The sequence below is a fragment of the Allobosea minatitlanensis genome, from assembly GCF_964020775.1.
Genome location: NZ_OZ224509.1, coordinates 2,803,630 through 2,828,865 on the forward strand (window position 1 = coordinate 2,803,630; position 25,236 = coordinate 2,828,865).

Here is a 25,236-nt window from a genome sequence, read left to right on the forward strand (position 1 = left end):
ATGAAGAGAGATTAGGAGCGCCGCTTCCGGGCCAGCGCCGCCTTGACGGACTGCTGGCGCTGATAGGTCGGAGAGGAGAGCGGCTTTGTTGAGCGGACGGTGAGGACCGAACGAGCGTCTGCCGCCAGTTCACGGTCCCCGTATTTGACGCGACAGTAGAACCCCCACTCCGCGTCCAATTCGTTCTGAAGATGCCGAAGTTCGCCGAAAGTCAGGCCGTGTTCCGACTTGACAAAGGCCCTCGTCAGGATGGTCAGCAACGTCTGGCGATGGGAACCCGCGTTGCAGAGGGCGTGTAGATCGACCAGCCAATCGGGGTTGAAAACGGCCGGATTGGTGATCGTCACCTCACCGTGGCGGACGGTGTCGTCCTGCATCGCAGCACGCATCTCAGCGATCTCGGTCGGGGTGAGTTCGCGGCGAGATTGGACAGCGCCACAACGGCGACGGGCTGGCTCCAGGCTTTCGTCCGACAGGTCTTCGACGAGGGCCAGGACGGCATCGACATCGACGCTTCCGTCCAACCACTGGCGCTGTTGTCCAACGAACGGCGGGCCGTACAGGAAATCGCCGTCGTCGTAGATTGCCTCATCAAGCTGGCCGCCGCAGACCATCGCGTTGAACCAGAGGAAGACCAGGAACGCCGTGTCGTAGTCCAAGCTGCGGCTGACAGGCAGGATGGCCCGGACCTTGTGGCGTTCGGAGGTGTGGCTGAATGACGTATAGAGGATATGCGACAGGCCCAGAGCCTTCAGCGTCGTTTCCATCTCGTCGAGGGTGACGAACGGCCGATCGGCCGCTGCATTGTCCAGGTCGAGATACATCAGCGTGATCTCGCGCACGGAATGCTCGGCCCGCCGCCAGAGGCCCCACAGCGGAGTACGGCCGGGATCGCTGCGAGGCACCCACCCGCTTTCTTCGAAAACGGTCGGCAGGAAGCCGAAACTCTCCTGCTTGTGCGTCTGGGCTTGCGGATAGGCCTCGTTCACCCTGAAATCCGCCGCAAACGCGACGAAGTTCTGATGCGCGATCATTTCCGTGATCTTGGCCTGATGGAGGGTGCGTACCCCATCGCGGCCGGTGTAAACTTCGCGCAGATAGCTCGCGCAAGGCGGGTATTCTGCCTTTGTTGAAATGTTCATAAAATAATATTTCTAGTATCCATTGAAGTAATCTCTTCAATCTATGCATATTTAACGCTCGTAGCTGTGGCTACGCAATATTTATATTCGTGCGATTCCGGGTGGAGTCGCTGATATCAAATTTCGACTTTCTGGCGGACGTGCGGTATAAATACAGGGTAATCTGAGAAACTGTCCTATGCTGGATGATATCTATGAGCAGGTCCGCGAGCGCGGTCTCGTGAAGAACCGAAGCGCTTTCAGCCGCCAATTCCTGGGGCGGGCGCACAACTACGCGAGCGCGAAACGGACCCGCGAACAGCCCAGCCAGAACACGTTGCTTCATCTCGTACGCAGTTTGGCACAAGCGGGCGCGAACGATATCGCCGAGCGCATCCTCCAAACATTGCTTGAACCAGTGTGATCGGCTGAGGAGAGAGGCTTTCAAAAGGCGCAAGAGGCGGGCATCAAGGTAGACCTATCGACCGAATGAGCCCGAGATGTGCCTGAAGTTACGCTACCAAGAAGCCCGCCTCTGGAACCAGCGTGCCCATCAGATGGTTGCCGGTGCCGTAGCGGCTGGCATCCCAACCGATCCTCTCCTCATGGCCGCACCTCGGCTTTCGGAAGTTGTTTCCGTCGTAGATAGCGTCAAGAAGCGACATGGTCCGCTTATCGAAGATGCGCTCATAGCCGCGATCAACGGCGTTCAAGGGTGGGTGGCAGAAAAATCCAAGGTGCCGCGTCTGGGCAAGGGGTATTACAAGCCGGACTGCATCGCGGTGAACCAGAGCACGAAGACAGCGTACGTTTTCGAATGCAAAAGGAACTATGGCTCGCTTGACGCACCAGCAAAAAGGGAAGCGGACGAACGACTGGACGAGATTGGCGTGCTGTTTCCGGCTTACGCTGCGAGCAGGGGCTGGCCCGTCATGACACCCAGCCTGTTCATTCTCAGTTTCTACGGCACGGCTCCCGGCAGCAAGCACCCGGTCTATGATCGGAATTCCGCAAGTGCGCTGTTCCCGTCATGCGTCGTTCGATTTGCTTGCGACTTCATTAGCTACACGGAGGAGGTCGTGGGAACATGGGCCGCCGAGCGAGCATACAATGGAGATGGCAGCAAACACCCGGAGCTACTGCCAGTTCGCACCGCCGAAACCGAGGTGCGCAAGCGAGGCAACATCTTCTACCAGCTTGACCAGATGGAATGCGATGCCGATGCCACGATCGAAATTGGGGAAAACGGTCTGACGGTAATCTGAGTAAAGAACGATCTTGGACACGAACACGATTGCCGGGACGATTCGGAGTGACGATCTCGGCTTCCGGTCATGACGATCGTGGAGACGCTGCCCGAAACCACGATGCTGACATCCCCGACGAAGCGGCCGGAAGCGCTCATCAGGATGGACGAGATCGCCCGGAAGTGTCCGGCCTGATCTCGCCGGGGGATCGAAGGCGGCGGCGGGGGATGCCTGGGACCATCTCCCGCCGCGAAAACCCCTGTAAAATAAGGGCTTTCGGGTATTTCGGGAGATATTTTAGAGAGAGTTCTGTTGGTGCCTACCACCCCGCCGCAAATGTTGGCCGGGGTCACCCCCGATCCCCCGATCCCCCGACGCCCATCATGCCGGGCTCGAAGAGATCGGCGGGTGAGCGAGCGGGCCGAGGTCGCGTAGCGGCCGAAGCTGCCCGGCTGGTCATCCGATGCGAGCGGGTGTGCGCGGCCCGCGCTCACCCCTCGTCGATCATACCGAGGACCATGTCATCGACCAGGACAACATCGTCGCGCTGACCTCGAACGGCACGCTCCCAAAAACCGTGCTTTCCGGCCGGATTCGGAGCGTTCGAAAACGGTCCTAAAAACCGGTCCTAACGCCGGTTTCAAGTAGTCCTAAATGAGAAATTATGTAGTAAAATCAATAGCTTGGCGCGGTCTACGGGAATCGAACCCGTCTTCCCAGCGTGAAAGGCTGGTGTCCTAACCGATAGACGAAGACCGCTTGCTCTCTGCGGCCAGGGCCGCGTCGCGAAGCGGGGCGAGGTATAGTGGGGGGAGTGCCGCTCCGCAAGCTCCCGTTCACAAGAATTGTGAGCCGGCCCGGAAAATTCGGGCACGCACCCCGAACGGGCTCAAACCGGCCGGGCGAGATCGAGAAGGCGCAGTTCCGCCGTCTCGTTGCCGCCCCAGCGGTTGAGGCTCAGCGTCGCGGCGAGGTGCACCGTCTCGCCGCGCGCCGCCAGCAGCGCCTGGCCGAGCGGCTCCTGCGCCGCGCGGAAGGCGACCCCGCCGATGCTGGCGCCGTCGCCGCTGCGCAGCTTGATGCGGACATGGCCGCCGCTGCCGATCGGGATCGCATCCGTCAGCCGATGCGCCGGGAAGACGAAGACCGGCTCCGGGCTGCCCGAACCGAAGGGACCCGCCTTCTCGATCTCGGCGATCAGGCGCGGACTGGCGCCGCCGGCGCTCAGGGCGGCGTCGACGAGCAGCGCCTCTGCCTCGCTCGCGCCCGCGACCTCGCCGGCGAGATGCGCGTTCAGGAAGGCGTGGAAGGCGTTCGCCTGCCCCTGCGCCAGCGTGACGCCGGCCGCCATGGCATGGCCGCCGCCCTTGACCGCCATGCCCGCCTCCACCGCCGCGCGCACGGCCCGGCCGAGATCGACGCCCGCGACCGAACGGCCGGAGCCGGTCGCGCCGCCTTCCCCGTTCAGCGCCAGGGCGAAGGCCGGGCGGCGGAAGCGCTCCTTCAGCCGCGCCGCCACCAGCCCGACGATGCCGGGATGCCAGTCGGCGCTGGCCGCGAGCAGCACCGGCAGGTCGCCGCCGGCCCTGTCGAACTCATGCTCGGCCTGCGAAACCGCCTCCAGCACCGCAAGGCGCTCGATCTCCTGCCGCTCCTGGTTGAGGCGGTTGAGCTCGCCGGCGATGGCGCGCGCCTCGACCTCGTCGGCGGTGAGCAGCAGGCGGGCACCGAGGCCGGCGTCGCCGATGCGCCCGCCGGCATTGATGCGCGGGCCGAGCAGGAAGCCGAGATGCCAGGGCTGGACCGGGCCGTCGAGCCCGGCGACATCCATCAGCGCGGTCAGGCCGGGCCGGATGCGGGCGCGCATCATGGCGATGCCCTGCCGGACGAAGGCGCGGTTGAGCCCGCGCAGCGGCACGACGTCGGCCACCGTCGCCAGCGCGACGAGATCGAGCGCCGCCAGCAGGTCGGGCTCGCCGCCGCGCCCGGCCCAGACGCCCTGCCGGCGCAACTCCCGGCTGGTCGCGACCAAAGCGAGGAAGACCACGCCGGCCGCGCAGAGATGGCCGAGGCCGGAGAGGTCGTCCTGGCGGTTGGGATTGACCAGCGCCTCGACCGCCGGCAGCCGCTCGGGCGCCTGGTGATGGTCGAGCACGACGACGTCGAGGCCGAGCCGGCGCGCCTCGGCCAGCGGCTCCTCGCTGGTGGTGCCGCAATCGACCGTGACCAGCAGCGTCGCGCCCTCGCCCGCCAGCATGCGGATCGCCTCGCTGTTGGGGCCGTAGCCCTCGATCAGCCGGTCGGGGATATGGATGCGCGGGCGAGCGCCGGCCTGCTGCAGGAAGCCGGCGAGCAGCGCCGCCGAGCAGGCGCCGTCGACATCGTAGTCGCCGAAGATCGCAACCTGCTCCCCGGCCGCGCCGGCCCGCGCCAGCCGAGCCGCGGCGGCGGCCATGTCGGTGAGCACGATGGGATCGGGCAGGAGGTCGCGCAGCTTCGGCTCGAGGAAGCGCAGCGCCTCGCCCGGCGCGACGTCGCGGGCGGCGAGCAGGCGGGCGAGGATGTCGGGCAGGCCCTGCTGCTGACTCAGCGCCTCGGCCCGGCCGAGGCCGGCCATGTCGAGGCGGTCGCGCCAGGGACGGCCGAGCACCGAGCGCGAAACGCCGAGAAAGAAGCGGTGAGCCTGCGAATCCATCGTCCACCGGGGTCGCGCACCGCGCCGGGCCCGTCAACCGCCGCGGACGGGCAGCGCCACCTTGTCACGGGGCTTTGGAGACCGCCCTGCTTTGAAGCCTGCCAGTTTTCACGCACACCCGCCGTCATTCCGGGACATCGCGCAGCGTCGAGCCCGGAATGACGGCGGGGGTGCGTGCGAATCCGGGCCTCTCCTGAAAGAGATTTTCGGATCGAAGCCACGCTTTCACGCGGGAATGACGCCCTGTGCCGAGGGCGCCGCCCCGGCTCAGTCGAGCTGGAACTTCGAGAATTCGCGGTGCTCGCCATAGATGCGGCGGACCGTGCCGGTGATCGAGCGATAGACGATCGTCTCCGTCTCGATGACATCCTGGCCGAAGCGCACGCCCGAGAGCAGGCCGCCATCGGTGACGCCGGTGGCGCAGACGATGACGTCGCCCGAGGCCATTTCCGACATGTCGTATTTGTGGTTCGGGTCAGTGACGCCCATGCCATGGGCGCGCTGGCGCTTCTCCTCGGTGTCGAGGATGAGCCGGCCCTGCATCTGGCCGCCGACGCAGCGCAAGGCCGCCGCCGCGAGCACGCCTTCCGGCGCGCCGCCGATGCCGAGATAGAGGTCGATGCCGGTCTTCTCGGGCTGGGTGCAGAAGATCACGCCGGCGACGTCGCCATCGGTGATCAACCGGATCGAGCAGCCGGTCTTGCGGACCTCCTCGATCAGCTTAGCGTGGCGGGGGCGGTCCATGATCAGGGTCGAGATCTCGCGCGGCTTCACGCCCTTGGCCTTGGCCAGCGCGGCGATGTTGTCGGCCGGCGAGGCGTCGAGGTCGATGACACCCTGCGGATAGCCGGGGCCGATCGCGATCTTGTCCATATAGACGTCGGGGGCATAGAGCAGGCTGCCGGCGCCGGCCATCGCCATCACCGCGATCGAGCCCGGCATGTCCTTGGCGCAGAGCGTGGTGCCCTCGAGCGGGTCGACCGCGATATGCACCTTCGGGCCCTGCTTGTTGCCGACCTTCTCGCCGATGAAGAGCATCGGCGCCTCGTCGCGCTCGCCCTCGCCGATGACGATCTCGCCGTCGATCGGCAGGCGGTTCAGTTCGCGGCGCATGGCGTCGACGGCGGCCTGATCGGCGGCCTTCTCGTTGCCGTGACCGCGCCAGCGCGCGGCGGAGACGGCGGCGCGCTCGGTGACGCGCACCAGCTCCATGGAGAGGTAGCGCTCGATGATCTGATCGGGGGAGATGCGGAGATCGACGGACATGAAATGGTTTCCCCTTGCAATGCGGCGAATGGAATCGACCTGGCGGCCTATTCCCGCTCTATGCGAATAACTTGCGGCGGTTCCGCGACATGGCCGTCGGCGGAGACCTTTTTCAGCGCCGCGCGGATGGCGGCCTCGCTGGTGGCATAGGTGATGAGCACGACCGGAACGGGCGCGCCGGAGCGGCCGCCGGGGTCACGATTGGCGGCTTCCGGCGAGCGGCGCTGGACGATGCTCTCCAGCGAGATGTCGGCCTCGGCCATGCGGGTCGCGATCGAGGCGGCGGCGCCGGGGCGGTCGGCCACGGCGAGGCGGACATAGTAGCCGCCCTCATGGCGCTGCATCGCGGCGCGGCTCGCCTTCTCCAGCCGCGCCACCGGCAGGCCGAAGGGCAGGCCCGCCGTGCCGCGCGCGACATCGGCGATGTCGGCGACGACGGCCGAGGCGGTCGGATCGCCGCCGGCGCCCGGGCCGACCAGCGTGACCTCGCGCACCGCGTCGGCGTCGATCGAGACGGCGTTGAGGACGCCCATCACCTGCGCGATGGCGGAGGATTTCGGCACCATGGTCGGGTGGACGCGCTGCTCGATCCCGGTCTTGGTGCGCTCGGCGACGCCGAGCAGCTTGATGCGGTAGCCGAGCTCGTCGGCCATCCTCAGATCGAGCGGCGTGATCGCCGAAATGCCTTCGACATGAATCGCTTCTGCGTCGATCCTCGTACCGAAGGCGAGGCTGGTCAGGATGGCGAGCTTGTGGGCGGTGTCAAAGCCCTCGACGTCGAAGGTCGGGTCGGCCTCGGCATAGCCGAGGCGCTGCGCGTCCTTCAGGCAGGCCTCGAAGGTCAGCCCCTCCTCCTCCATCCGCGAGAGGATGTAGTTGCAGGTGCCGTTGAGGATGCCGGAAATGCGGCTGATCGTGTTGCCCGCCAGCGCCTCGCGCAGCGTTTTCACCACGGGGATGCCGCCGGCCGAGGAGGCCTCGAAGGCGAGCGCCACGCCCTTGCTCTCGGCCAGCTCCGCCAGCGCGACGCCATGGGCGGCGAGCAGCGCCTTGTTGGCGGTCACGACAGGCTTGCCGGCGCCGAGCGCGGCCTCGACCGTCGCTTTCGCAGGTCCGTCCGAGCCGCCCATCAGCTCGACCAGGCAGTCGACCTCGTCGGATTTCGCCAGCGCCACCGGATCGTCGAACCAGGCGAGCCCGCCGAGATCGACGCCGCGGTCGCGCTTGCGGTCGCGGGCGGAGATGGCGACCACGCGGATCGCCCGGCCGCAGCGGGCGGCGAGCGCGTTCTCCTGCCGCCGCAGGATGCGCAGCACGGAGGCGCCGACCGTGCCGAGGCCGGCAACGCCGACGCGCAGGGGCTGGGAATGAGGTGAAAAGATCGCGCTGCTCATCGGCGCGGGGTCGCATGAGGCGCGATGCGAGTCAACGGAGAGCAGCGCCGCGAGACGCAGGAAATCGCGGCGTCGCCATGCGCGGCCGGCGGCCCGCGCTGCAGGACGACGACAGCGCCTGCCCCAGCCGCAGCGTCACCGGCTGCGGGCCGCCGCAAGGCCGGCCGCAGGCGTGCCGCCGGAAGCCTCAGCCGAAATGGCAGATCACCTCGGCCGCGACGCGCTTCACCTTGCCGTCCTCGAAGGAGAGGTAGACCCGCAGCAGGTTGCTGACGAAGGCCGTGGCCTTGATGGTGTGCATCGCCTCGAGCGTCTGGCCCTCCGAAGCCGTGCTGTTCTCGACATCGGGCGTCCAGAACCACGGCTTCGGCGGGTCGATGGTCGCGGCGGCGAGGATGCGCTCGGCCTCCGCCCGCTCGGTGCCGAGGGGGATATGGCGCGAGACGACGTCGGTCACGTCGCGGGCGCATTCGCGGGCGTTGCCCGACGAGGCGAGGACGTCCCGGACGAGTTCGGACCGGGTGTCGGTGATGCGGCCCCGCGAATAATCGTAGGTCGCCACCAGGCAGATCAGCGCGAAAGCGGCGAAGCCGATGCCGAGCAGGCGGCCTTTTCGTTGCATGAAGCTAACCCCGGACAGGATGCGGAATCTCCTTCTCCGCAGCGCTCCGGTTCCCATGTTTTCGGCGGCGGGTCCAGAGCCCAGGGTGTCACGGCCTCGACAATGCGATGCCGTCACCCCGGGCCAGCGGCGAGGCCGCGCCGATCCGGGCTCCATGCCGGAGCCTTTCCGGAAGAGGTTCAGGCAGGGAGCCCGGGTCTGCGCCGCGCTTCGCCCGGGACGACCCGCCGCTTCCGGGCGGCCGGCAGCGGCCCCTACCCCGCCCTGGGCATGCGGATGACGTTGTGCAGGGTCGCGTCGGCGCTCTTGAGGAAGCGGCCGATATTGCGCGCCGCCTGGCGGATGCGCTGCTCATTCTCGACGATGGCGATGCGGACATAGTCGTCGCCATGCTCGCCGAAGCCGATGCCCGGCGCGACCGCGACCTTGGCCTTCTCGATCAGCAGCTTGGAGAACTCCAGCGAGCCGAGATGGCGGAACTTCTCCGGGATCGGCACCCAGGCGAACATCGAGGCCTCCGGCGCCGGGAAGGCCCAGCCGGCCTTGCCGAAGCTCTCGACCAGCGCGTCGCGGCGCCTGCGATAGGTCTCGCGCATCTCGCGGATGCAGTCCTCCGGGCCGTTCAGCGCCGCCGCCGCCGCGACCTGGATCGGCGTGTAGGCGCCGTAGTCGAGATAGGACTTCACCCGCGCCAGCGCCGCGAGCAGCCGCTCGTTGCCGACGGCGAAGCCCATGCGCCAGCCCGCCATCGAGAAGGTCTTGGACATCGAGGTGAACTCGACCGCGACGTCGATCGCGCCCGGCACCTGCAGCATCGAGGGCGGCGGATTGGTCTCGTCGAAATAGACCTCGGCATAGGCGAGATCGGAGAGCAGGATCAGCTCGTGCTTCTTCGCGAAGGCGACGAGGTCGCGGTAGAAGTCGAGCGAGGCGACATAGGCGGTCGGGTTCGCCGGATAGCAGGTGACGAGTGCGATCGGCTTCGGCACCGAATGCATCACCGCCCGCTCCAGCGCCGGAAACATCGCCGGCGTCGGCTCGGCCGGAACCGAGCGGATCACCCCGCCCGCCATCAGGAAGCCGAAGGCGTGGATCGGATAGCTCGGATTGGGCACGAGCACGACGTCGCCGGGGCCGGTGATGGCCTGCGCCATGTTGGCGAAGCCCTCCTTCGAGCCCAGCGTCGCGACGACCTGGGTCTCCGGGTTGAGCTTCACGCCGAAGCGGCGCTCGTAATAATGCGCCTGGGCGCGGCGCAAGCCGACGATGCCCTTCGAGGCGGAATAGCGGTCGGTGCGCGGCTTGCCGGCGGTCTCGACCAGCTTCTCGATGACATGCTTCGGCGCCGGCAGGTCGGGATTGCCCATGCCGAGGTCGATGATGTCGACGCCCTTGGCGCGCTCGGCGGCCTTGATCTTGTTGACCTGTTCGAAAACGTAGGGCGGCAGGCGCTTGATGCGGTGAAAATCGGTCATCTCGAACAGGTCCCAGGGCCGCGAGGGCAGCGGCGTGTTTTCGCGCGGTCACTTCCTTGCGCCGAAGGTGCTTAGCACCGCATCTTTCGCCAGGACAGAGATAAAAACGCAAGAATCGATGAAATCATGTCGAACTGCCGCCACGCGGGATCCGCTTGCGCCCCTGCGGCCGTCGAAAACCAGCATCGCCGCCGCCAGCGCGCCCGTGGCGCAGACCGCGCCCCAGCCGCCCCGGACCCAGAGCAGCCCCGCGAGCGCCGGGCCTGCCGCGCCGCCGAGGAAGGGTAAGCCCGCCATGGAGGCCGTCGAGGTGCCCGCGGAACTCGGGCCGCAACAGGCTGAGGGCATGCCGGCCGAGCGTCTGGAAGCGGCGCAACCGATCGCCCTGTTCAGCGACGCGCTGCCGGCACGGCTCGGCCGGGCGCCGGCGATCATGGCCTGAGCCGAAGGCGGTGCCTCAGTTCGCCGGCGGAATCTGCGCCGGCTTGGGCGGGGTGGTCGCGGCGCCGAGCGCCTTGGCCGTCTCGCCGGCCGCCTCGTTGGTCTTCTGCTGGGCCTCGAGGCGCGTCTGGATGCCCTTGAAGTCGGCGCGCGGCTTGCAGGGAGCGCTCGGGTCGACGAGCGGCTTGGGGGCGGCGAAATGGGCCGACTGGCCGCTCGGCGTATAGGCCGGCGGTGGGTTCGGGCCGGGGCAGAGCTGCGCCACCGGAATCGTCGTTCCCACCGGGATGTACTCCATCTCGGAAGGGCGGGTGGCGCGGACGAAGGCCTTCGCTTCCTGCGGCGTCGTCGCCATGCCGATGGCCTCGGCCGTGCCCTTGACCGGACCGTCCGCCGCGCAGCCCGCCAGGGCGACGCCGGCCAACAGCATCGCCGACAGGAGAAGCGGCTTTTTCACGAGGGAATCGATCGGCATCAGGACTTCCGGCGGGTCGACGAATTTTCTTGGTAAAGCACAGTCGCTGCGTCCTTAATAGGACCAAAATAGGAAGCGATGCGCTAGCCTCGTCGCAAAGGGGGATCCGATTCATGGGCCGGCAGGGAGACGACCGATCGAAAGAGGCCGCCGGGGCGTCCGCCGCTTCGACCCCGGACTTCGACCAGTTCGCCCAGAACATGGGCCGGCTCTTCGAGGAATACGGCAAGGTCACCGCCGCCTATCTGAAGCCGATCGAGCGCGGCGAGGCCAAGACCGGCCAGGCCGACGAGGCCAGCGACATGGTCAGGACGCTGGGACGCGTGGCCGAGCGCTGGGTCAGCGATCCGGCGAAGATCATCGAGGCCCAGGCCTCGCTCACCGGCGACTTCCTCAACCTGTGGAGCGCCTCGCTGAAGCGGGCCGGCGGCGAGGAGGTCGCGCCGGTCGCCGAGCCGGACAAGCGCGATTCCCGCTTCAGGGACCCGGACTGGACCGAGCATCCGACCTTCGACTTCATCAAGCAGGCCTATCTGATCGGCTCGCGCTGGGCCGAGACCATGGTCGACAAGGCCGACGACCTCGACCCGCATACCCGCGAGAAGGCGCGCTTCTACATCAAGCAGATCGCCAGCGCCCTCTCGCCGACCAACTTCATCGCGACCAATCCGGAACTGCTGCGCGAGACCCTGCAGCAGAACGGTGAGAACCTGGTGCGCGGCATGAAGATGTTCGCCGAGGACGTCGAGGCCGGCGGCGGCGAGCTCAAGATCCGCCAGTCGGATGCGCGCTCCTTCGAGGTCGGCGTCAACATCGCCACGACGCCGGGCAAGGTGATCTTCCGCAACGACATCATGGAGCTGATCCAGTACGCGCCGGCGACGCCGCAGGTGCTGAAGCGGCCGCTGCTGATCGTGCCGCCCTGGATCAACAAGTTCTACATCCTCGACCTCAACCCGGAGAAGAGCTTCATCCGCTGGTGCGTCGAGCAGGGGCTCACCGTCTTCTGCATCTCCTGGGTCAATCCGGACGCCCGCCATGCCGGCAAGGATTTCGAGAGCTATATGCGCGAGGGCGTCTTCGCCGCGCTCGACGTCATCGAAGAGGCCACCGGCGAGAAGAAGGTCTCGGCCATCGGCTATTGCGTCGGCGGCACGCTGCTCGGCGTGACGCTGGCCTATATGGCGGCGATCGGCGACAAGCGGATCGAGAGCGCGACCTTCTTCACCACGCAGGTCGACTTCTCCCGGGCAGGCGAGCTTTCCGTCTTCGTCGACGAGGAGCAGATCCGCGCGATCGAGGAGCAGATGGCCCGCACCGGCTATCTCGACGGCTCGCGGATGTCCGGCGCCTTCAACATGCTGAGGCCGAACGACCTGATCTGGTCCTACGCCGTCAACAACTACCTCAAGGGCAAGGCCCCGGCGCCCTTCGACCTGCTCTACTGGAATTCGGATTCGACGCGGATGCCGGCCGCGAACCACTCCTTCTACCTGCGCAACTGCTACCTCGACAACAAGCTCTCGAAAGGCGAGATGCAGATCGCCGGCAAGCGGCTCGACCTCAAGGCGGTGAAGATCCCGGTCTACAACCTCGCCACCCGCGAGGACCATATCGCCCCCGCCCCTTCCGTCTTCATCGGCTCGCAATGCTTCGGCGGCCCGGTCGAGCACGTGGTGGCGGGCTCGGGCCATATCGCCGGCGTGGTCAACCCGCCGGCCAAGGTGAAGTACCAGTACTGGACCGGGGGGCCGGCGAAGGGCTCCTATGACGACTGGATGGCCGCGGCGCAGGAGCATCCGGGCTCGTGGTGGCCGCACTGGTTCGCCTGGCTCGCGGCACAGGCGCCGAAGAAGGTCGCGGCACGGGAGCCGGGCGGCGGCAGGATCGCCCCCCTGGCGGATGCGCCGGGAACCTATGTCAAGGTGAGGGTGTAGGCCGGCTCCGGCCGGCGGAGAACGCCGCGGCGGCCCGCGGCCCTGCCGGCACCGCGGCCCCGGTTCTTCGATTCCGCATCGGCCTTCCCCGAAAACCGCGTTCCCCTTTTCGGGTCGGTGCTCTAGACAGCGGCCTTTTGCGAGGCCGTGTCCGTGAAAGTCCTGAAAATCCTCCTGGTCGTCCTGATCGCCGTCGCCGGCACCGTCGGCTGGCGCTGGTTCCAGTATGTCAGCAACACCGTGAGCCCCTATGACGAGGTCGGCATCGCGTTGAACAGCCGGATGCCCGGCCCGATCAACAAATGGGGCTGCGACAAGCTGCATGCGCAGTTCGACAGCGCGCTGCCGCCCTATGGCTGCCAGGCCGGCAACGGGCGCCAGTGGCGCTGAGGCGCCGCATCGGCCGGGCGCCCGAAAAGGAAAGCCGGCCCAAAGGCCGGCTTTCCGAAAAGGCCGGAGCGCGCCGGGCCCGCGACTGGGCTCAGTACTTGCGGACGACCGGATGGACCGGGATCGTCTGGGCCGGATCGTCCCAGCGATAGGTCAGGCCGATCGAGGCGACGTGGACATAGGGCTTCGCCTCGCCGGTGAAGAGCACCGCGCTCTGCTGGGGATGCGTGCCGCTATAGTTCACCTTGGCCTTCTTCACGTCGATATAGGTGTAGCCGAGATCGAGCTTGATCTTGTCGGTGACCTGGTAGCTCGCGCCGGCCGAGAGCCAGAGCCGGTCGTTGTCGGAGATGAAGATCGTCCGGTTGCGGTCGTTCACGGCGGAGAGCTCGTAGCCGACGCCGGCGCGCAACGTCAGCGCGTTGCTGTACTTGTATTCAGCGCCGAGCGAGAAGAACCAGGCGTCGTCATACTGGAAGTTCAGGCTGGTGACCGGCACGCCGATGCCGCGGGCGACGATCGGGATGTTGCGGAAGCGGCTCCAGTTCGTCCATTCGACGCCGGCATGGACCTGCCACTGGTCGTTGACGACCTGGGACAGGCCGAAGACGACCGAATCGGGCAGGTTGAGATTGGCCTTGACCGGGATGACCCCGACGGTCGGGGCGCGGAAGGTCCCTTCCAGCGTCTGGCGCACCTCGGAGCGATAGGCGAGGCCGATCGTGGTTCCCTGCAGCGGCGTCAGGGTGAGGCCGAAGCGATAGCCGAAGTCGATGGTGTCGCCTTCGAGAATGACCGGGGCGGCCGTCGGCCCGATGCCGGAGGCCTGCTTCAGCTCGGCCTTGAAATACTGGATCTGGGCCGCGGCGCCGATCGAGAGCCAGTCATTGACCTGGTAGCCGATCGTCGGCGAGACGTTGATCGTCGCGACCCGCGCCGAGCGGCCGTAAATCTGCGCGGCGTTGACCTGATTATCCGCCTTCGAGCGCAGCCCGTAGGGCGCGCCCGTCGTCATGCCGATCCAGAGGCGGTCGGTGAGCTGCCAGGCCGAATAGGAGGCCGGGATGAAGCCGCCGTCGCCGCCGAGATTGCCGGTGCCGTTCTGGATCGGATTGGTGATCGTGCCGAGCGGGGTGACGACGCGCGAGGTCGAGGTCGGCTGATAGTCGCCGTTCGCATAGAGATAGGTGAAGTTCCATTGGCTGTTGCGGCCGGGGAACATGGTGATGGTGGCCGGGTTCCAGGCCATCGCGCCCATGCCGATCCCGCCCGAGGCGGCGCCGGCATAGGCCATGCCGAGGCCTTCGGCGCTCTGGCCGCTGCGGATGGCAAAGGACGAGGCGCAAGCCGCCCCCGCGGCCAGGAGGGCAGCCAGAGAAACCGAAGCGGCAGCGACGCTGCGAACGAGGCCCTTCATCGAATCCATCCCGTTTTTCATTGTGCGGGACCTGATCGTCCCGCCTGATTCTGAGCATGACCCGAGCCGATTGCCGCCGCAATCCCGCCGCGAACGCCGCAAAACGCCCTCGCTTTGGCCCATATCGGGCAGCGCAACCACGAAAACCGCTCAAAATCACGGTTTTTGAAGACGGCCCGTCCGGTTCTGAGTCAAAAGGACCGTTCACATGCGAACTATTGCCGATTTTTGAACCATTCCGGCCTGCGCCGGAGGTCACCCTGCGACCGCAGGGACATGTCGCTTTGCTGGCCCGCGTTGCATTCCCGCAACAAATCCGGAAGCGGCGCCATCGAAGCCTTGAGACGCAGGCGCGCCATGCGTAACGATGGCCTTGTCATCGCGCGGCGCATCCGGTCTGATCGCGCGCCATTTATATCGTTTGAATTGGGGAAATGCCTTGAAACTCCTCCGTTACGGTGCTCCCGGCCAGGAAAAGCCGGGCCTTCTCGATGCGAAGGGCGGGTTGCGCGACCTGTCGGGCGTGATTCCGGACCTCGCCGGCAAGGCGCTGACCTCGGCCTCGCTCGCCAAGCTGAAGGCGCTGTCGCCGGAATCGCTGCCGCTGGTGGAGGGCTCGCCGCGGATCGGCGCCTGCGTCGGCGACGTGCGCAACTTCATCGCCGTCGGCCTGAACTTCGCGGACCATGCGGCCGAGACCGGCGCGGACATCCCGAAGGAGCCGATCCTCTTCAACAAGGCGCCGAACTGCATCGTCGGCCCGAATGACGACGTCGTCATTCCGAAGGGCTCGAACAAGACCGACTGGGAGGTCGAGCTGGCGATCGTGATCGGCGACGGCGGCTCCTACATCCCCGAGGACAAGGCGATGGCGGCGATCGCCGGCTTCTGCGTCTGCAACGACGTCTCCGAGCGCGCCTTCCAGATCGAGCGCGGCGGCCAGTGGGCCAAGGGCAAGGGTTGCCCGACCTTCGGCCCGCTCGGCCCCTGGCTGGTGACGACCGACGAGATCAAGGACGTGCAGAACCTCGCCATGTGGCTCGAGGTCGACGGCGAGCGCGTCCAGAACGGCTCGACCAAGACGATGATCTTCGGCGCCGCCTATCTGGTGCACTATATCAGCCAGTTCATGCGGCTCGATCCGGGCGACGTCATCACCACCGGCACGCCTCCGGGCGTCGGCCTCGGCTTCAAGCCGCCGCGCTTCCTGAAGGGCGGCGAGGTTGTCAGCCTCGGCATCGAGGGCCTGGGCGAGCAGAAGCAGAACGTCGTCGCCTACAAGGACTGAGCTTCCCGCTCGAGGGATATGGAAAGGGCCGCGCGAGCGGCCCTTTTTGTATCGAAAACCACCCCGGAGGTCCGATGCGGGCCGCCCCGCCTCAGCCCTCGGGCAGCCCCAGCATCAGCCGGATGTTCTGCACGGCCGCGCCGGACGCGCCCTTGCCCAGGTTGTCGAGCCGCGCCACCAGAACCGCCTGGCCGAGATCGTCCTGGCCGAAGACCCTGAGCTCCAGCTTGTTGGTGTCGTTCAGCGCCTCGGGCTCGATCTTGCCGCCCGCCCCTTCCTGCGAGATCACGCTGACATAGGTCGAGCCGGCATAGCGCTCCGCCAGCGCGTGATGGAGATCGGCGATGCCCGGCCGGCCGGGCAGCGTGTCGAGATGCAGCGGCACCGAGACCAGCATGCCCTGCCGGAAATTGCCGACCGAGGGCACGAAGATCGGCCGCCGGGTCAGCCTGGCATAGGCCTGGAGCTCGGGCAGGTGCTTGTGGCGCAGGCCCAGCCCGTAGAGCTCGAAGGCGGGCGCCACGCCGGTCTCGAAATCGGCGATCATCGACTTGCCGCCGCCGGAATAGCCGGAGACCGCGTTCACCGCGACCGGATAGTCATGCGGGATCAGCCCGGCGTCGACGAGCGGACGCAGCAGGGCGATGGCGCCGGTGGGATAGCAGCCGGGATTGGCGACGCGGTCGGCCTTGGCGATCCGGGCGGCGTGGCCCGGCTCGAGCTCGGCGAAGCCGTAGACCCAGCCCGGCGCGACGCGATGGGCCGTGGCGGCGTCGACGATCTTCGGCGCGTCGGCCCCCAATTCGTCGGCCAGCGCGACCAACTCCTTCGCCGCCTCGTCCGGCAGGCAGAGCACGACGAGATCGACGGCGGCCATCATCTCCCTGCGGGCGGCCGGGTCCTTGCGCTTGTCCGGGTCGATGCTCTTCACCGCGACCTCGGGCACGGCCGCGAGGCGCTCGCGGATGCCGAGCCCGGTGGTGCCGGCCTCGCCGTCGATGAAGATGGTTTTCAGGTTCTGGCTCATCGGGACCCCCGGTGGCTGGGCAGGCGAGTTGGCTAAGGCATAAAAAAACCGCGCTCGATGGCGCGGTCGCGGGCGTTCGGGCTTCAGCCGAGCGTCATCGCGGGCGCGCCGGAGCGGCCTGGGACGGGCGACGTCGGATGAAACGGATCTTCATGCATCCGTATATGTTCGCGGTCGCAGCAGGTGTCAATCGCGCTTGGGCTCCGATCCCGTCATTGCGCCCTGCGGCTCTCGCCTTGGGCAGGAGGCTCGACGCAGCCGCTCCCCCGCCCCCGGATGACGGACCTGCCAGGCAGGAAAGCCGAATCCCGGGAATCGCTTCGCGGCCTTTCCTGAGAAACCGATTCAGCCGCCCTTCTTCAAGGCCAGCGCCTGGATGTGGTGCTGGACGATGGTCGAGGCCGCGATCGCGGTGATGTCGGCATGGTCGTAGGGCGGCGAAACCTCGACGACGTCCATGCCGCGGATGTCGAGCGCGCGCAGCCCCCAGACCAGGCGCAGCGCCTGATCGGCCGTAAACCCGCCCGAGACCGGCGTGCCGGTGCCGGGAGCGAAGGCGGGATCGAGGGCGTCGATGTCGAAGGTCAGATAAGCCGGCCCGTCCCCGACATGCGCGCGGACGCGCTCGGCCACGGCGTCGACGCCGAGCGCCTGCGCCTCGTAGCCGTCGATGACGGCGAGGCCGCAATCGCGCGGCGCCACCGTGCGGATTCCGACCTGGATCGAGCGCGCGACGTCGATCAGCCCTTCCCTCACCGCCTCCAGCACGAAGCTGCCATGGCCGATGCCGCCCGGCCCGTCGTCCCAGGTGTCCTGATGCGCATCGAACTGGATCAGCGCGAGCTTGCCGTGCCGGGCGACATGGGCGCGCAGCAAGGGCAAGGTGACGAAGTGGTCGCCGCCGAGCGTGACGAGATGGGCGCCGGTGGCGAGGATGCCGGCGGCTTCCGCCTCGATCGCCCGCGCGGAGCCGGGCAGATCGCCGCGCGGCAAAGCGCAGTCGCCGTAATCCATCGCGGCGAGCCGGGCGAAGGGGTCGATGCGCGAAGGGTATTGCGGGTCGCCGTCGAAGATCGCGCTGGCCCGGCGGATCGCCTGCGGCCCGAAGCGGGTGCCGGGCCGGTTGGTCACGGAGAGGTCGAAGGGCACGCCCCAGATCACCAGATCGCAGCCGGCGACCGCCTTGCCATAGGGCCGGCGCATGAAGGACAGCGCCCCCGCATAGGTCGGGTCGGCCGCGCCGCCGCGGCGCTCGCCGGCGAAGGCGTGGTCGATCGGCGGCTTGCCGGCGATTTCGCTCATGAGGACTCCTCGGGAAGGCCGGGCCGCTCAGCGGCGGGCCGTGAACCAGACATAGAGACACCAGGGCAGGATCAGCGCGAGGCCGCTGAGCACGAGGCGCAGCATCGTCCAGGCATTGGGATAGCTGAGCGCGCGCCCGTCGAGCTCCGGCACGCTCTGGATCGCGCCGAGCGCGATGGCCGGGGCGAGGAAGATCACCAGCGCCCGGCCGATGCGGCGCCCGCGCGGCAGATCCTCGCGCGACAGCATCATCAGGGCTGGCACCGCGATCAGGACGAAGGCGATCAGGACGAGGACAACACGCATGGCGGACCGGCGGGATCGGGACGACCGGGCTTTAGCACGATCCGCGGCGCGCATCAGCCTCTCAGCGCGAGGCATGGTCGCGTTTCGCCCCCCCGGCTCGCCATCTGACGGATACCCTGCCGCCAATTCATAAGCCGAATGATGATAAGCAGGCACATGATTGTGATCGCTGCCACCGATTTGCCGCGGACCGGACCAAGCTAGGTCCATTTCCGGGCCGCATCCTGCGCCGTTCCCAGCACCCTGCGGGAGCGAATAGCCCTTATCTCTCAATGCAATGGTTCGGAGACAGCCATGAAGAAGACACTGGCCGCAGCAGCGTTCGCCCTCGCCCTGGCCGGCAGCGGGCTCGCCTTCCAATCGCCGGCTCTGGCCGGCCCGGTCCCGGCCCGGTCCGGCGCGGGCCTCGGCGGGCTGATCACCCCCGTCGCCAGCCGCGGAACCCAGAGGCCGGCCGATCTGCAGCCGCAGCAGGCGCCGCAGGAATATCCGAAATACCACGACCAGCAGACGGATGTTTACTATTCGCCGCCGGTGAAGGCCAATCCGTGCCGCTTCACCCAGGCCAATGTCGAAGGCGTGATGCGGCAGGTGGAAGTCTGCGACTGAGCTCCCAGGAGACCGGCGCCGCCCGCGCGGCGCGACGGCCCGGCGCCAGGGTGGCGCGCAAACGAAAAGGGCGGCTCGCGAGAGCCGCCCTTCCGCATGCCGGACGAACCGGAGACGATCAGCGCTTCGAGAACTGGAAGCTGCGGCGAGCCTTGGCCCGGCCGAACTTCTTGCGCTCGACGACGCGCGAGTCGCGGGTCAGGAAGCCTTCCTTCTTGAGCGGGCCGCGCAGCTCGGGCTCGTAATGCGTCAGAGCCTTGGAGATGCCGTGGCGCACCGCGCCGGCCTGGCCGGAAAGACCGCCGCCCTTGACCGAGACGACGACGTCGTACTGCGTCATGCGATCGACGAGCTGGAGCGGCTGCGCCAGCACGAGACGCAGCACCGGGCGGGCGAAATAGACCTCCTGGTCGCGGCCATTGACCGTGACCTTGCCGGAGCCGGGCTTGATCCAGACGCGGGCGATGGCGTTCTTGCGCTTGCCGGTGGCATAGGCGCGGCCCTGGGCGTCGACCTTCTTGACATGGACCGGAGCGGCCGGCTGCTCGGGCTTGGCGACCTCGCCGAGCTGCGAGAGAGACTGAAGAACCTCGGCCATGGTCAGACCCTCTTGTTCTTGCTGTTGAGCGCGGCGACGTCGAGCGCCTCCGGCGACTGGGCGGCGTGCGGATGCTCCGAGCCCTTGTAGACGCGCAGATTGCCGAGGATCTGGCGGAAGAGCGGGCCGCGCGGCAGCATGCGCTCCACGGCCTTCTCGACGACGCGCTCGGGGAAGCGGCCTTCCAGGATGAACTTGGCCGAACGCTCCTTGATGCCACCCGGGAAGCCGGTGTGGTGGTAGTAGTTCTTCTGCTCGCGCTTGCGGCCGGTGAAGGAGACCTTCTCGGCGTTGATCACGATGACATTGTCGCCGCAGTCGACATGCGGGGTGTAGGCAGCCTTGTGCTTGCCGCGCAGGCGCATCGCCACGATGGAGGCGAGACGGCCGACGACGAGCCCGGAGGCGTCGATCACAACCCACTTCTTTTCGACATCGGCGGGCTTGAGCGAGACGGTCTTCATCGCGGACACCCTTCGGTTGCGTAAAAAAGGACAAGCCGCCGGGACATCCGGCGGCGGTGTGGCGTGGCAATAGGGGGCGGCGCATCGACTGTCAAGCACCGCAATCGGCGGAAGAAGGAAGAAAGTTTCGATTTTTCAATCAGATATGAAAAACGGTATCGAGATACCGCATCATATTTCTTACTCTGTCATTGCGAATCCGGGGTTTTGCCTCCGGCAAGCCCATGGACCGGCCCCGCGGAGCCATGCAGGGACCGGGGTGAAGCGCTGGCCCGGTCCTCTGGATCGCTTCGTCGCTCCGCACCTCGCAATCACGGCGGGCGTCGCCTCATCGTTCCGCCGGGATCGAATAGGTCCCCGTCGCGTGGCAGACCATCTCGGCCTCGCCCTGCGAATAGAGCCCGACCTCGCCGACCGCCAGGCGCTTGCCGAGCTTCATCAGCTTCGCCTCGCCGATCAGCGCCGTCGGCCCCGGCTTGCGCAGGAAGTTGAAGGCGAGGCTGGTGGTCACGGCCAGCGCCACCGGGCCGATCTGGGCCAGGATCGCCGCATAGAGCGCGAGATCGGCCAGCGCCATCATGGTCGGGCCGGAGATGGTGCCGCCCGGGCGCAGATGGCGCTCGTGATAATCGCAGCGCATCCGGGCCGTCATCGGCCCGACCGCCTCGACGAAATAGGTGCGCCCGCCATGGTGAAGCTGGGGGAAGACCTCGTCGAGATAGGCTTCGATCTCGGAGGCGGTCATGCGGGTGGTCATGCGGAAAACCGGAGGCTGAAGCGGGTCTTATCCCCTTGCAGCATGGCGGACCCGCCCCGACAATAGGCCGAAATGCCGAAAGGGAATGCCATGAACGCCCATCACAAGCCCGACGCCGCCCCCGTGCTGCTGCGCGAGGACGCCGACGGCATCGCGGTGCTGACGCTCAACCGGCCGCAGGCGCGCAACCCGCTGAGCGAGGCGATGCTGGCGGCGCTGAGCCAGGCCTTCACGGTTATCGCCGCCGACCCTTCGGTCAAGGCCGTCGTCCTGGCCGCCGCCGGGCCCGTCTTCAGCGCCGGGCACGACCTCAAGGAAATGACGGCGCATCGCGCCGATCCCGACCGGGGCCGGGCCTATTTCGCCGATATCCTCGGACGCTGCTCGGCGACGATGCAGCAGATCACCGCCCTGCCCCAGCCGGTGATCGCCGCGGTCGAGGGCACGGCGACGGCGGCCGGCTGTCAGCTCGTGGCGAGCTGCGACCTCGCCGTCGCGGGCGAGGAAGCGCGCTTCTGCACGCCGGGCGTCCATATCGGCCTGTTCTGCTCGACGCCGATGGTGGCGCTCTCGCGCAACCTCTCGGCCAAGCATGCGCTGGAGATGCTGCTGCTCGGCGAGATGGTGCCGGCGGCGGAAGCGGCCCGGATGGGCCTCGTCAACCGCGTCGTGCCGGCCGGCGGGGCGCTGGCCGAGGCGCGGCGGCTCGCCGCGATCATCGCCTCGAAATCGCCGGCCACCGTGAGGATCGGCAAGCGCGCCTTCTACGAGCAGCGCGAGATGGGGCTGAAGGCGGCCTATGACCACGCCTCGGCGGTGATGGTCGAGAACATGCTGGCGCGCGACGCCGAGGAAGGCATCGGCGCCTTCATGGAAAAGCGCCCGCCGGTGTGGAAGAGGCCGTGAGGCCGCCTTGCCCGGGCTTGACCCGGGCATCCCGCCAACCGGAAATCCTCCTCGAAGCGATTCCCGGCTCCACGCTTCGCCTCGCCCGGGAACGACACAGAGTATCGGCATGAACCACGACGCCTATCCCGACAGCCTGATCCGCGACATCCTCAAATCCGTGAAGCGGATCGCGCTGGTCGGCGCCTCGGCCAACGAGGCGCGGCCGAGCTGGATCGTGACGAAATACCTGCTCGAGCGCGGCTACGACGTCGTCCCGGTCAATCCCGGCCTCGCCGGCCAGACCATCCTCGGCAGGACGGTCCATGCCGCGCTCAGGGACATCCCCGGCCCGGTCGACATGGTCGAGATCTTCCGCAACTCGGACGCCGCCGGCCCGATCACCGACGAGGCGCTGGCGCTCGATCCGCTGCCGAAGGTGATCTGGATGCAGCTTTCGGTGCGCAACGACGAAGCCGCCGCCCGCGCCGAGGCGAAGGGCGTCACCGTCGTCATGAACCGCTGCCCCAAGATCGAATACGGCCGGCTTTCCGGCGAGATCGGCTGGCAGGGCATCAATTCGCGCATCCTCTCGGCCAAGAAGCCCGCGCTCGCCGGCAAGGGCTTCCAGAAGCTGTCGATCAACCGTCCGGGGACGTGACCCTCTTCCCGGTTTTAGCGCCGTCATCCCGGGCGCAGTAAAGCGAAGCCCCGGGGATCCAGGCCCGGACCTTTGCTGGAAAGGCTCCGGCACCGATCCCGGCTCTCCTCCGGTCGCCCGCGACGACCGCGCGCTTCCGCACCGAATCAACCTGCTCTAGGCTGGACTCCGAAGCCCATTCTCACGGGACGCAGGATTATGCGCGAGCTTGCCACCACCTGCTGCATCGCCGGGGGCGGCCCGGCGGGGATGATGCTCGGCTTCCTGCTGGCGCGGGCCGGCGTCGAGGTCACCGTGCTGGAAAAGCATGCCGACTTCCTGCGCGATTTCCGCGGCGACACCATCCACCCCTCGACGATGCAACTGATGCAGGAACTCGGCCTGCTCGACGATTTCCTCAAGCTGCCGCACACCGAGGAGCGCAGCATCGTCGCCCGCTTCGGCGACAGGGACGTCCCGATCGCGGATTTCAGCCATCTGCCGGTGGCCGCGCCCTATATCGCCTTCATGCCGCAATGGGACTTCCTCGATTTCCTGGCGGATCGCGGCCGCGCGCTGCCGGCTTTCAGGCTGCTGATGCGGACGAAGGCGACCGGGCTGGTCCGCTCGGGCGGCCGGGTCGCCGCCGTCACGGTGGAGACGCCGGAGGGCGAGACGACGATCTGGGCCGATCTCGTCGTCGCGGCGGACGGGCGCCATTCCGACCTGCGCCAGGCCGGCGGCTTCACCGTCCGGGAGATCGGCGCGCCGATGGACGTGCTCTGGTTCCGGCTGTCGCGGCGCGAGAGCGACGCCGGCCAGACCTTCGGCCAGGTCGAACGCGGGCGCTTCGCCGTGATGCTGAACCGGGGCAGCTACTGGCAATGCGCCTATGTCATCCCCAAGGGCGCGCTGGAGACGCTGCGGGCCGCCGGGCTCGACGCCTTCAAGGCAGGATTGGCCGCATTGCTGCCGGTCGTGGCCGACCGCGTCGGCGAGATCGCGAGCTGGGACGACCTCAAGCTGCTCTCGGTCGCGGTCGACCGGTTGGAACGCTGGTGGCAGCCGGGGCTCATCTGCATCGGCGACGCCGCCCATGCCATGTCGCCGATCGGCGGCGTCGGCGTGAACCTCGCCATCCAGGACGCCGTCGCCGCCGCCAACCGGCTCGCGGTGCCGCTGCGCGAGAAGCGGGTAACGAACGCCGACCTCGCTGCCATCCAGGAGCGCCGCAGCTTTCCGACCCGGGCGACCCAGGCGCTGCAGGTGGCGATCCAGAACCGCGTGATCACGCCGATCCTCGCCGGCGGCGGCCCGGTGAAGCCGCCCTTCCCGCTGGAGCTGCTGCGCTGGTTCCCGCCGCTGCGGCGCCTGCCCGCCCGGCTCGTCGGCATGGGGTTCCGCCCCGAGCATATCGGCCCGCAGCTCGCGCCCGCCCGGCCGAATTGACGCTGCGAGGACCGTTCGTTAAATCGAACAGAGCATTCGCATATCAGATCACTTCAGGGAGCACGCCATGACCGACCGGATGCCCGGCTTCAACACGCTCGCAATCCATGCCGGGGCCGCGCCGGACGCGGCGACGGGCGCGCGCGCCACGCCGATCTACCAGACGACCTCCTTCGTCTTCGACGATGTCGACCATGCCGCCTCGCTGTTCGGCCTGCAGGCCTTCGGCAACATCTATACCCGCATCGGCAACCCGACCAACGCGGTGCTGGAGGAGCGCGTCGCGGCGCTGGAGGGCGGCACCGCCGCGCTCGCCGTCGCCTCCGGCCATGCGGCCGAGTTCCTGAGCTTCCACGCCCTGCTCCAGCCGGGCGACGAGTTCGTCGCCGCCCGCAAGCTCTATGGCGGCTCGATCAACCAGTTCAACCATTCCTACAAGAGCTTCGGCTGGAACGTGATCTGGGCCGATCCGGACGATATCGAGAGCTTCGCCAAGGCGGTCACGCCGAAGACCAAGGCGATCTTCATCGAATCCGTCGCCAATCCGGGCGGCGTCATCGTCGACATCGCCGCGATCAGCGCCATCGCCAAGAAGCACAACATCCCGCTGATCGTCGACAACACCATGGCGACGCCCTATCTGCTGCGCCCCTTCGAGCACGGCGCCGACATCGTCGTGCATTCGGCCACGAAGTTCCTCGGCGGCCACGGCAACTCGATCGGCGGGCTGATCGTCGACGGCGGCTCGTTCAACTGGGTCGGCGACGACCGCTACCCGATGCTCTCCAAGCCGCGGCCGGAATATAACGGCATGGTGCTGGGCGAGACCTTCGGCAATTTCGCCTTCGCCATCGCGACGCGCGTGCTCGGCCTGCGCGATCTCGGCCCGGCGCTCTCGCCCTTCAACGCCTTCATGCTGCTGACTGGCATCGAGACGCTGCCGCTGCGCATGCAGAGGCACTGCGACTCGACCCAGAAGGTCGCCGAGCACCTCGCCAGGCACCCGGCGGTGGAATGGGTCAGCTATCCCGGCCTGCCCGGCGACAAGTATCACGAGCTCGCCAGGCGCTATGTGCCGAAGGGCGCCGGCGCGGTCTTCACCTTCGGGCTCAAGGGCGGCTACGATGCCGGCGTCAAGCTGGTCTCGAAGCTCAAGCTGTTCTCGCATCTCGCCAATATCGGCGACACGCGCTCGCTGGTGATCCACCCGGCCTCGACCACCCACCGCCAGCTCAACGACGAGCAGAAGACGCAGGCCGGCGCCGGCCCCCAGGTGGTGCGCCTCTCGATCGGGCTCGAGGATGTCGAGGACCTGATCGCCGATCTGGATCAGGCGCTGGCCTGACGGCCTTCTTTACGGAACCGCGTCGTCATCCCGGGCTTGACCGCGCGGCGTTCATCCTCGGGCCGATCGAAGATCGGCCCGAGGGC

Annotated in this window: 26 protein-coding genes and 1 tRNA gene; 11 read left to right on the plus strand and 16 right to left on the minus strand. The window is 67.6% G+C overall.

The annotated features are described in order from the left end of the window. Positions 1-11 precede the first annotated feature (11 nt). Entirely contained in the window at positions 12-1,142 is a 1,131-nt protein-coding gene (locus ACWH43_RS13770; RefSeq protein ID WP_158446293.1) for a hypothetical protein, read from the minus strand. Between the two features lie 178 nt (positions 1,143-1,320). Here ACWH43_RS13770 and ACWH43_RS13775 point away from each other — a divergent pair, with 178 nt between their 5' ends. Beyond that, positions 1,321-1,545 (plus strand): DUF6626 family protein, encoded by a 225-nt coding sequence (locus ACWH43_RS13775; RefSeq protein WP_158446294.1) that lies wholly within the window; start codon positions 1,321-1,323, stop codon positions 1,543-1,545. A gap of 76 nt (positions 1,546-1,621) precedes the next feature. Next, positions 1,622-2,386 carry a hypothetical protein gene (locus tag ACWH43_RS13780; protein WP_158446295.1) on the plus strand — a complete coding sequence of 255 codons (765 nt, stop codon included), beginning with the start codon at positions 1,622-1,624 and terminating at the stop codon, positions 2,384-2,386. 666 nt (positions 2,387-3,052) lie between these two features. Here the strand turns inward: ACWH43_RS13780 and ACWH43_RS13785 are convergent. The 7 genes from ACWH43_RS13785 to ACWH43_RS13815 all read right to left on the minus strand — a co-directional run bounded on the left by ACWH43_RS13785 (position 3,053) and on the right by ACWH43_RS13815 (position 10,117). Next, positions 3,053-3,127, minus strand: a tRNA-Glu gene (locus tag ACWH43_RS13785). Between the two features lie 130 nt (positions 3,128-3,257). Then, entirely contained in the window at positions 3,258-5,063 is a 1,806-nt protein-coding gene (gene recJ, locus ACWH43_RS13790; RefSeq protein ID WP_158471808.1) for a single-stranded-DNA-specific exonuclease RecJ, read from the minus strand. Positions 5,064-5,330: 267 nt separating this feature from the next. Beyond that, positions 5,331-6,329, minus strand: a complete 999-nt coding sequence (gene glpX / locus ACWH43_RS13795) for a class II fructose-bisphosphatase (protein WP_158446276.1) — start codon at positions 6,327-6,329, stop codon at positions 5,331-5,333. Positions 6,330-6,376: 47 nt separating this feature from the next. After that, complete coding sequence (locus ACWH43_RS13800) at positions 6,377-7,723, minus strand: homoserine dehydrogenase (protein WP_158446275.1); 1,347 nt, start codon at positions 7,721-7,723, stop codon at positions 6,377-6,379. Positions 7,724-7,910: 187 nt separating this feature from the next. Beyond that, positions 7,911-8,345: a hypothetical protein gene (locus ACWH43_RS13805; RefSeq protein WP_158446274.1), complete on the minus strand. Its 435-nt coding sequence runs from the start codon at positions 8,343-8,345 to the stop codon at positions 7,911-7,913. Positions 8,346-8,599: 254 nt separating this feature from the next. After that, positions 8,600-9,820: an LL-diaminopimelate aminotransferase gene (locus tag ACWH43_RS13810; RefSeq protein ID WP_448153513.1), complete on the minus strand. Its 1,221-nt coding sequence runs from the start codon at positions 9,818-9,820 to the stop codon at positions 8,600-8,602. 48 nt (positions 9,821-9,868) lie between these two features. Beyond that, a complete protein-coding gene (locus tag ACWH43_RS13815) occupies positions 9,869-10,117 on the minus strand; it encodes a hypothetical protein (protein WP_158446272.1) in 249 nt (82 codons plus the stop codon). Here ACWH43_RS13815 and ACWH43_RS13820 point away from each other — a divergent pair. Continuing rightward, complete coding sequence (locus tag ACWH43_RS13820; RefSeq protein ID WP_260349528.1) at positions 10,116-10,262, plus strand: hypothetical protein; 147 nt, start codon at positions 10,116-10,118, stop codon at positions 10,260-10,262. The two genes, ACWH43_RS13815 and ACWH43_RS13820, sit on opposite strands and share 2 nt — an antisense overlap. A 15-nt stretch (positions 10,263-10,277) precedes the next feature. Here ACWH43_RS13820 and ACWH43_RS13825 read toward each other — a convergent pair whose 3' ends face one another. Further along, positions 10,278-10,736 carry a hypothetical protein gene (locus ACWH43_RS13825; protein WP_158446271.1) on the minus strand — a complete coding sequence of 153 codons (459 nt, stop codon included), beginning with the start codon at positions 10,734-10,736 and terminating at the stop codon, positions 10,278-10,280. Between the two features lie 113 nt (positions 10,737-10,849). On the opposite strand from ACWH43_RS13825, the gene phaC reads away from it, so the two are divergent. Then, on the plus strand, positions 10,850-12,673 hold the full coding sequence (gene phaC / locus ACWH43_RS13830; protein ID WP_158446270.1) for a class I poly(R)-hydroxyalkanoic acid synthase: 1,824 nt from the start codon (positions 10,850-10,852) through the stop codon (positions 12,671-12,673). A gap of 153 nt (positions 12,674-12,826) precedes the next feature. After that, positions 12,827-13,063: a hypothetical protein gene (locus ACWH43_RS13835; protein WP_158446269.1), complete on the plus strand. Its 237-nt coding sequence runs from the start codon at positions 12,827-12,829 to the stop codon at positions 13,061-13,063. Between the two features lie 91 nt (positions 13,064-13,154). Here ACWH43_RS13835 and ACWH43_RS13840 read toward each other — a convergent pair whose 3' ends face one another. Beyond that, on the minus strand, positions 13,155-14,480 hold the full coding sequence (locus ACWH43_RS13840) for an OmpP1/FadL family transporter (RefSeq protein WP_260349530.1): 1,326 nt from the start codon (positions 14,478-14,480) through the stop codon (positions 13,155-13,157). Between the two features lie 439 nt (positions 14,481-14,919). Here ACWH43_RS13840 and ACWH43_RS13845 point away from each other — a divergent pair, with 439 nt between their 5' ends. Beyond that, a complete protein-coding gene (locus ACWH43_RS13845; RefSeq protein WP_158446267.1) occupies positions 14,920-15,768 on the plus strand; it encodes a fumarylacetoacetate hydrolase family protein in 849 nt (282 codons plus the stop codon). Positions 15,769-15,859: 91 nt separating this feature from the next. Here the strand turns inward: ACWH43_RS13845 and argC are convergent, their stop codons facing one another. From argC to ACWH43_RS13860, 3 genes are all read right to left on the minus strand, one after another. Continuing rightward, a complete protein-coding gene (gene argC / locus ACWH43_RS13850) occupies positions 15,860-16,795 on the minus strand; it encodes an N-acetyl-gamma-glutamyl-phosphate reductase (protein WP_448153514.1) in 936 nt (311 codons plus the stop codon). A gap of 345 nt (positions 16,796-17,140) precedes the next feature. Then, on the minus strand, positions 17,141-18,097 hold the full coding sequence (gene speB / locus ACWH43_RS13855; RefSeq protein WP_158446265.1) for an agmatinase: 957 nt from the start codon (positions 18,095-18,097) through the stop codon (positions 17,141-17,143). A 27-nt stretch (positions 18,098-18,124) separates the two neighbouring features. Continuing rightward, positions 18,125-18,403, minus strand: a complete 279-nt coding sequence (locus ACWH43_RS13860) for a hypothetical protein (RefSeq protein ID WP_158446264.1) — start codon at positions 18,401-18,403, stop codon at positions 18,125-18,127. A 294-nt stretch (positions 18,404-18,697) separates the two neighbouring features. On the opposite strand from ACWH43_RS13860, the gene ACWH43_RS13865 reads away from it, so the two are divergent. Then, positions 18,698-19,012: a hypothetical protein gene (locus tag ACWH43_RS13865; RefSeq protein WP_158446263.1), complete on the plus strand. Its 315-nt coding sequence runs from the start codon at positions 18,698-18,700 to the stop codon at positions 19,010-19,012. 118 nt (positions 19,013-19,130) lie between these two features. On the opposite strand, the gene rpsI is transcribed toward ACWH43_RS13865, so the two are convergent. From rpsI to ACWH43_RS13880, 3 genes are all read right to left on the minus strand, one after another. Next, a complete protein-coding gene (gene rpsI / locus ACWH43_RS13870; protein ID WP_158446262.1) occupies positions 19,131-19,610 on the minus strand; it encodes a 30S ribosomal protein S9 in 480 nt (159 codons plus the stop codon). A gap of 2 nt (positions 19,611-19,612) precedes the next feature. Beyond that, positions 19,613-20,074 (minus strand): 50S ribosomal protein L13, encoded by a 462-nt coding sequence (gene rplM / locus ACWH43_RS13875; protein WP_158446261.1) that lies wholly within the window; start codon positions 20,072-20,074, stop codon positions 19,613-19,615. A gap of 328 nt (positions 20,075-20,402) precedes the next feature. Beyond that, positions 20,403-20,831, minus strand: a complete 429-nt coding sequence (locus ACWH43_RS13880; RefSeq protein WP_260349531.1) for a PaaI family thioesterase — start codon at positions 20,829-20,831, stop codon at positions 20,403-20,405. 90 nt (positions 20,832-20,921) lie between these two features. Here ACWH43_RS13880 and ACWH43_RS13885 point away from each other — a divergent pair, with 90 nt between their 5' ends. The 4 genes from ACWH43_RS13885 (at position 20,922) to ACWH43_RS13900 (ending at position 25,150) form a co-directional block, all read left to right on the plus strand. Beyond that, complete coding sequence (locus ACWH43_RS13885; RefSeq protein WP_158446260.1) at positions 20,922-21,737, plus strand: enoyl-CoA hydratase; 816 nt, start codon at positions 20,922-20,924, stop codon at positions 21,735-21,737. A 109-nt stretch (positions 21,738-21,846) separates the two neighbouring features. Then, positions 21,847-22,377: a CoA-binding protein gene (locus ACWH43_RS13890; protein WP_158446259.1), complete on the plus strand. Its 531-nt coding sequence runs from the start codon at positions 21,847-21,849 to the stop codon at positions 22,375-22,377. 198 nt (positions 22,378-22,575) lie between these two features. Continuing rightward, entirely contained in the window at positions 22,576-23,805 is a 1,230-nt protein-coding gene (locus ACWH43_RS13895) for an FAD-dependent oxidoreductase (protein ID WP_158446258.1), read from the plus strand. Between the two features lie 67 nt (positions 23,806-23,872). Next, positions 23,873-25,150: an O-acetylhomoserine aminocarboxypropyltransferase gene (locus tag ACWH43_RS13900; RefSeq protein WP_158446257.1), complete on the plus strand. Its 1,278-nt coding sequence runs from the start codon at positions 23,873-23,875 to the stop codon at positions 25,148-25,150. Positions 25,151-25,236 lie beyond the last annotated feature (86 nt).